The sequence below is a fragment of the Streptomyces katrae genome (assembly GCF_000966975.1).
In the GTDB taxonomy this organism is placed as follows: Bacteria; Actinomycetota; Actinomycetes; order Streptomycetales; family Streptomycetaceae; genus Streptomyces; species Streptomyces katrae.
The window spans coordinates 1-4,802 of the sequence record NZ_JZWV01001262.1 but is presented as its reverse complement, the minus strand read 5'-3'; the positions used below and the strand labels follow the sequence as shown (position 1 = coordinate 4,802).

General features: G+C 69.8%; 3 protein-coding genes. All 3 read left to right on the top strand.

All coding sequences use genetic code 11. The features are described from left to right. The coding region (locus VR44_RS35915) for a 2-oxo acid dehydrogenase subunit E2 (RefSeq protein WP_045951850.1) at positions 1 to 883 on the top strand (883 nt) is incomplete at its 5' end. A 188-nt stretch (positions 884 to 1,071) separates the two neighbouring features. After that, positions 1,072 to 1,698, top strand: coding sequence for a GntR family transcriptional regulator (locus VR44_RS35910; protein WP_045951851.1), 627 nt, complete (start codon positions 1,072 to 1,074; stop codon positions 1,696 to 1,698). 278 nt (positions 1,699 to 1,976) lie between these two features. Then, complete coding sequence (gene aceE, locus VR44_RS35905; protein ID WP_045951849.1) at positions 1,977 to 4,658, top strand: pyruvate dehydrogenase (acetyl-transferring), homodimeric type; 2,682 nt, start codon at positions 1,977 to 1,979, stop codon at positions 4,656 to 4,658. Positions 4,659 to 4,802 lie beyond the last annotated feature (144 nt).

Below are 4,802 nucleotides of genomic sequence, written 5' to 3'. Positions count from 1 at the left end.
AGTCGCCGCTCCGGCTCCGGTCGCCCCGGCCGCCCCCGCCGCCCCGGTCTCGGCCGGTGACGAGGGCGCCTACGTGACCCCGCTGGTGCGCAAGCTCGCCTCGGAGTCCGGCGTCAACCTGGCGACGGTCACGGGCACCGGTGTCGGTGGCCGTATGTCCGAGCTGCGCGGCCAGACGGTCAAGATGACCCGCATGCGCAAGGTCATCGGCGACAACATGATGAAGGCCCTGCACTCGCAGGCGCAGCTCAGCTCCGTGGTCGAGGTGGACATCACCAAGATCATGAAGCTGCGCGAGAAGGCCAAGGCCGGCTTCCTCGCCCGCGAGGGCGTCAAGCTGTCCCCGATGCCGTTCTTCGTCAAGGCCGCTGCCCAGGCGCTGAAGGCCCACGCGGTCGTCAACGCCCGGATCAACGACGACGAGGGCACCATCACCTACTTCGACTCGGAGAACATCGGCATCGCCGTGGACTCCGAGAAGGGCCTGATGACCCCGGTCATCAAGGGTGCCGGTGACCTCAACCTGGCGGGCATCTCCAAGGCGACCGCCGACCTGGCCGCCAAGGTCCGCGGCAACAAGATCACCCCGGACGAGCTGTCCGGCGCGACCTTCACCATCAGCAACACCGGCTCGCGCGGTGCGCTGTTCGACACGGTGATCGTCCCGCCGAACCAGGTCGCGATCCTGGGCATCGGTGCCACGGTCAAGCGTCCCGTGGTCATCGAGACCGAGGAGGGCACCGTCATCGGCGTCCGCGACATGACGTACCTGACCCTGTCCTACGACCACCGCCTGGTGGACGGCGCGGACGCGGCCCGGTACCTCACCGCCGTCAAGGCGATCCTCGAGGCCGGCGAGTTCGAGGTCGAGCTCGGCCTGTAAGGCCCGGGCGTGCAGTGATCTGCCGCTTACGGCGCCCCCGCCCGGATTCGTCCGGGCGGGGGCGCCGTCGTTGTAACGAGCCTCACCCTGCGTCCCTGACCACGAACGCATCGGAGCAGGCCACGGCGGCCTTATTGTCTAGGCATCAGGCCCCGCGTGTCCGCACACACAGGAGTTGAACCCCGATGATCACCCCACCCGTCGTGCACTCGCTGCGCGAGCAGATCCGCGAGCACATCGTGGAGGGGATCGTCAGCGGCCGCTGGAAGCCCGGCGAGCGGATCGTCGAGCGCCGGATCGCGGTCGAGCTGGAGGTCAGCCAGACGCCCGTACGGGAGGCCCTGCGCGAGCTGGAGACGCTGCGGCTGATCGAGTCGGCGCCGAACAAGGGCGTGCGCGTGCGCAACCTCTCGGCGGCCGACCTGGAGGAGATCTACCCCGTCCGCGCCGGTCTGGAGCAGATCGCGGCCGAGCTGGCCGCGCCCCGGCTGGCGGCCGACTGCTCGGCGCTGGAGCCGCACGTGGCGGCCCTGTGGGAGGCCGACCGGGTCCAGGACGGCACGGCGCAGGTGCGGCACACGGTGGGCTTCCACCGGGAGCTGGTGCGGGCGGCCGGGAACAGCGTGCTGCTGCACACCTGGGAGAGCCTGGGGATCGAGGTCTTCACGGCCCTGTCGATCCGGTGGCTGGGAACCGTCCAGAAGTCGTACGCCGAGGAGCACGAGGCCCTCGTCGCGGCCTTCCGAAGCCAGGACCCGGATATCGGCGTGCTGGTGAAGCGGCATGTCCTGGGCTGCGCCCCGCGCAGCGCCTGACCCTTTCCCACCCCTTCCGACCTGCGGTTTTGAGCGATCCTCCAGGGGATCGCCAGCGCTTTGGCATGTACTGATGAAACCGGCACGCCGTGCCTGAGTTCATGGCACCCGGTGCCGACTTTTGCCCGAGCGTCGAATATTCGTCACTTTTATTTGATCGATCATCGATCAGGGATTTACAGTCACTCCGGGCCCCAACCGGGCCCATCGGCCCTGTCCTGCCCGTCAGGGTTTTCTTCACCACCTCCTCTCCTTTGTCCGGAAGGCGGCGCACACCGATGTCCGACCCCGTAGGAAAGCTTCCGAGCGAGCTCGACCAGCTCCCGGACCGCGACACCGAAGAGACCGCCGAATGGGCGGCCTCCCTCGACGCCGTCGCCAAGGCCGCCGGTACGCGCCGCGCCGAATACCTGCTCCGCCGCACGCTCCAGCACGCCGAGGCCGCCGGCCTGGCCCTGCCCAAGCTGCTGGAGACGGACTACGTCAACACCATCCCCACCTCCGCCGAGCCCGAGTTCCCGGGTGACGAGGAGATGGAAGCCAAGATCACCGCCTGGAACCGCTGGAACGCGGCCGCCATGGTGACCCGCGGCTCCAAGTACGGCGTCGGCGGCCACATCGCCACCTTCGCCTCGGCGGCCTGGCTCTACGAGACCGGCTTCCAGCACTTCTTCCGCGGGAAGGAGGCCGACGGATCGGGCGACCAGCTCTACATCCAGGGCCACGCCTCCCCCGGCATCTACGCCCGCGCCTTCCTCGACGGGCGCATCTCCGAGCAGCAGCTCGACAACTTCCGCCAGGAGTCTGGCGGCAACGGCCTGCCGTCCTACCCGCACCCGCGGCGCCTGCCGTGGCTGTGGGAGTTCCCCACGGTCTCCATGGGCCTCGGCCCGCTCTCCGCGATCTACCAGGCGCGCTTCAACCGCTACCTGCAGAACCGGAACATCAAGGACACCTCCAACTCGCACGTCTGGGCCTTCCTCGGCGACGGCGAGATGGACGAGCCCGAGTCGACCGCCGCCCTGGCCCTGGCCTCCCGCGAGCAGCTCGACAATCTGACGTTCGTCATCAACTGCAACCTGCAGCGCCTCGACGGCCCGGTCCGCGCGAACTTCCGCGTGGTCCAGGAGCTGGAGGCCCAGTTCCGCGGTGCCGGCTGGAACGTCATCAAGACCCTGTGGGGCTCCGCCTGGGACGAGCTGTTCCAGCTCGACACCACGGGCGCCCTGGTCCGCCGCATCCGCGAGGTGCCGGACGCGCAGTTCCAGACGTACGCGACGCGTGACGTGGCCTACATCCGCCAGCACTTCTTCGGCGCCAACGCCGAGCTCGTGCAGCTGGCCGGTGTGCTCTCCGACGCGAAGATCGCGGAGTGCTTCCACACCTCGCGCGGCGGCCACGAGCCCCGCAAGGTCTACGCCGCGTACAAGGCCGCCCTGGCGCACAAGGGCGCGCCGACGGTCATCCTGGCGCAGACGGTCAAGGGCCACACGCTGGGTGCCGGGTTCGAGTCGAAGAACGCGAACCACCAGATGAAGAAGCTGACGGTCGACGAGTTCAAGGACATGCGCGACCTGCTGGGTCTGCCGATCCCGGACAGCGCCTTCGTCGACGGCAAGGTCCCCTACGGCCACCCGGGCGCGGACAGCCCCGAGGTGCGGTACCTGCAGGAGCGCCGCGCGGCCCTCGGCGGCCCCGCCCCGGCCCGCAAGGTCCACCACGTGGCCCTGCCGGCCCCGGCCGACCGCTCCTTCGCCCCGCTGATCAAGGGCTCCGGCAAGCAGGAGATGGCCACCACCATGGCCTTCGTCCGCCTCGTCAAGGACCTGATGCGGGACAAGGAGACCGGCAAGCGCTGGGTGCCGATCGTCCCCGACGAGGCCCGTACCTTCGGTATGGAGTCCCTCTTCCCGTCGGCCGGCATCTACTCGCCGCTGGGCCAGACGTACGAGCCGGTCGACCGCGACCAGCTGATGTACTACAAGGAGGCCAAGGACGGCCAGATCCTCAACGAGGGGATCACCGAGGCCGGCGCCATGGCCGACTTCATCGCCGCCTGCACGTCGTACGCGACGCACGGCGAGCCGATGATCCCGTTCTACATCTTCTACTCGATGTTCGGCTGGCAGCGCACCGCCGACCAGATGTGGCAGCTCGCCGACCAGCTCGGCAAGGGCTTCATCGTCGGCGCCACCGCCGGCCGCACCACCCTGACCGGTGAGGGCCTGCAGCACGCGGACGGCCACTCGCACCTGATCGCGTCCACGAACCCGGCGTCGCTCAACTACGACCCGGCGTTCGCGTACGAGATCGCGGTGATCGTCAAGGACGGTCTGAAGCGGATGTACGGGGAGAACCCCGAGGACGTCTTCTACTACCTGACGGTCTACAACGAGCCGAAGGTCCAGCCGGCCATGCCCGAGGGCGTGGAGGAGGGCATCCTCAAGGGCCTGTACCGGTTCAACACGGCCGCCGCCCTGGAGGCCGCCCCGGCCGCCGACGCCCCGAAGATCCAGCTCATGGCCTCGGGCACGGCGATCCACTGGGTCCTGGAGGCGCAGCAGCTGCTGGCCGCCGACTGGAACGTGGCCGCCGACGTCTGGTCCGCCACCTCGTGGGGCGAGCTGCGCCGCGACGCGCTGGAGTGCGACGAGGCCCTGCTGCGCGGCGAGGAGCGCACCCCGTACGTCACCCGCGTGCTGGAGGGCGCCCCGGGCCCGGTCCTGGCGGTGTCCGACTGGATGCGCCAGGTCCCGGACCAGATCAGCCAGTGGGTCCCGCAGGACTACACCTCGCTGGGCACGGACGGCTTCGGCCTCTCCGACACCCGTGAGGGCGCCCGCCGCCACTTCGGCGTCGACGCGCAGTCGATCGTGGTCGCCGCACTGGCCCAGCTCGCCCGCCGCGGCGAGGTCCCGGCGTCGGCCGTCAAGGAGGCCCGGGAGCGCTACGGCCTGTAGGCCCGAGCCCGTCCGACCGTGAGGCGGCCCGTCCCTTCGGGGGCGGGCCGCCTCAGGTCGTTTTCTGCTGCGGGACGGCTTCCCCCGGGCCCTCCTGCTGAGCCGCTGCCGCCGCGACCGCCGCCCTGGTCAGCGTTGCCAGCA